The sequence below is a fragment of the Nocardioides sp. genome, assembly GCF_024509035.1.
Classification (GTDB): Bacteria; Actinomycetota; Actinomycetes; order Propionibacteriales; family Nocardioidaceae; genus Nocardioides.
In genome coordinates this window covers 1-2,360 of sequence record NZ_JANINT010000301.1, presented here as the reverse complement: position 1 = coordinate 2,360, position 2,360 = coordinate 1, and the positions used below count along the sequence as shown (strand labels likewise).

At 73.9% G+C, this 2,360-nt stretch carries 2 protein-coding genes; both read left to right on the top strand.

The genetic code is table 11. The features are described from left to right. A partial coding sequence (locus tag Q0L15_RS19490) for an MmgE/PrpD family protein (protein ID WP_296606232.1) occupies positions 1 to 1,117 on the top strand: 1,117 nt, incomplete at its 5' end. A 41-nt stretch (positions 1,118 to 1,158) separates the two neighbouring features. Further along, on the top strand, positions 1,159 to 2,313 hold the full coding sequence (locus Q0L15_RS19485; RefSeq protein ID WP_296606230.1) for a RidA family protein: 1,155 nt from the start codon (positions 1,159 to 1,161) through the stop codon (positions 2,311 to 2,313). The last annotated feature ends 47 nt before the right edge of the window (positions 2,314 to 2,360 follow it).

The following is a 2,360-nucleotide window of genomic DNA, read 5'->3' as shown; positions in this document are numbered from 1 at the left end:
CGGGACCCTCGTCCACGCCCTCGACTTCGACGACACCCACGCCGGCGGTCTCGTGCACGCAACCGCGATCGTGCTGCCCGCGGCGTTCGCCGTCGGTCAGGAGCGCGGCCGCACCGGCGGGGAGGTGCTCGATGCCACCGTGGTCGGGCTGGAGGTGGCCTGCCGGGTGTCGGCGGCGGCACCGCACCAGTTCCACGCCAGGGGCCTGCACGCGACGATGGTCGCCGGCGTCTTCTCCTCGGCGGCCGTCGCGGCGCGTCTGATGGGCCTCTCCCCCGCGCAGACGACCGCGGCCCTCGGGATCGCGGGCAGCCAGGCCGGCGGGCTGCTGGCCTTCCTCGCCACCGGCGCCTCGACCAAGCAGCTGCACCCTGGACTCGCGTCGCAGTCGGGCATCCTCGCCGCGCGGTTGGCGGCAGCGGGGGCCAGTGGGCCCGAATCCGTCTTCGACGGTCCTCACGGGGTCTTCGACGCCCTCGCCGGGAGCCAGGCCGACCCGGCCTCCATCGTCGTCGACCTCGGCACCCGGTGGGAGAGCGAGCGGATCGGGATCAAGCCCTACCCGGTGTGCCAGCTCAGTCACGCCACCCTCGACGCCGTCGCCGCGGCGCGCCGCGCACGGCCCTTCGGGCCCGGCGACGTGGCCCGGATCGAGGCGGACGTCCACCCCGACTCGGCGCCCACGGTGTGCGACGACACCCGCGACCTCGCCACCCCCGCCTCGGCGTACGCCGCGAAGTTCTCGCTGCCCTGGTGCGTCGCCGCACTGCTGGTCGACGGCACGCTCGGCCTCGATGCCTTCGAGCCGGGGCGGCTCGCTCGCCGCGAGGTCGCCGCCCTGGCGTCCCGGGTGACCTGGCGCCTCACCGACGGAGCCGGCCACGCGGCCGACGCCGCAGGGCACGTGCGCATCACGCTCCTCGACGGCACGGTCGTCGAGGGTGAGGTCGCGCGCAGCGGAGGTGGGCCCGACAACCCGCTGACCCGCGACCAGGTCCGCGCCAAGGCGATCGACAACGGCGGACCCGCCGCCGAGGCGGTCGCCGACCTCGTCGAGCGGCTCGCGGACCTCGACTCGGTCGAGCCCGTCCTCGACGCCACCCGCACCACCCCCTGACCATTCGAGTCCAGCACCACCAGCGAGAGGAAGCCTTTTCGATGACCCTGCAGGCGATCCGCCCGGAGGAGTTCCCGTGGTTCCCCTATGACGGCTTCACCTTCTGCCTCGGACTGAGCGAGGGCGAAGCTGCCTGGACCTCGGGCCACACGGCGGGTGTCTTCGACCCCGAGGTCGGCAAGATGACGGTGGGCGGCCCGATGGAGCAGCAGGCCCGCACGGCCTACGAGAAGGTGCTGGCGATCCTGGCGGCTGCGGGGTTCGGTCCCGAGGACGTCACCCGGGTCACGGAGAACATCACGCTCAGCGGTCTCGAGCACTACGACACGGCGGCGGCGGTGCGCACCGAGCTCTTCGGCGAGCGACCGACCGTGCGCACCGTCGTCGTCGAGCTGCACGCCGTGCGCGGCGGCGGGACGCCCCTGGTCGCGAGCAGTGCCGGCCGGCCGGCGATCACCGAGGGTCACGACGGGCTGGTCTACCTGCCGACGTTCGTGCCGGTCGGGCCCGACGGCTCGGTGGTGGCGCCGGGCGACCTGGCCGCCCAGTACGCCTGGTGCCTCGACCGGGTCGACGAGACGCTGCGCTCCCTGCAGCTCTCGCTGGACAACATCGTCACGACCTACGACTACGTGACTCCCGACAGCAGTGCCGCGGACCGGGAGTCCGTCGAGGCGGTGCGACGAGCACGGCTGGCCGGAGACGGGATCTTCCCCGCGGCGGGCCGCATCGAGATGAGCCGGCTGCACCAGGAGGGGGTGCTTGTCGCCCTCGACGTCACCGCATCCCGGCACCGACGCGAGCGGGTCGACCCGGGGTGGGCTGCCTACGACACCGCCACCCGGTCGCCGGCCGTCCGCGCGGGGCGCGGGCTGTTCATCTCCGGGCTTGCCGCCCGCGACACCACCAGCGGAGACGTGCTGGCCGAGGGCGACCTGGAGGGCCAGGCCGAGGCCCTCTACGAGCAGATGGTCGAGCTGCTCGCCCACGAGGGCCTGGGCCCCGACGACCTGCTGGAGACCACGGAGTACTGCGTGGTCGACGCGATCGCGACCTACCGCGTCGTGGCGCCGGTGCGCGAGCGCTGGCTGAGCCCACCCTGGCCGGCCTCGACCGGCGCGATGTGCCGGGCGCTCGAGCAGCCCGGACTGCTGCTCGAGGTGTTCCCCAACGCGCTCTACCGGGAGGGCTCGTGAGCCTGCTGACCGACGAGATCCGGGCCCTGGTCGGGAGTACCCGGGTC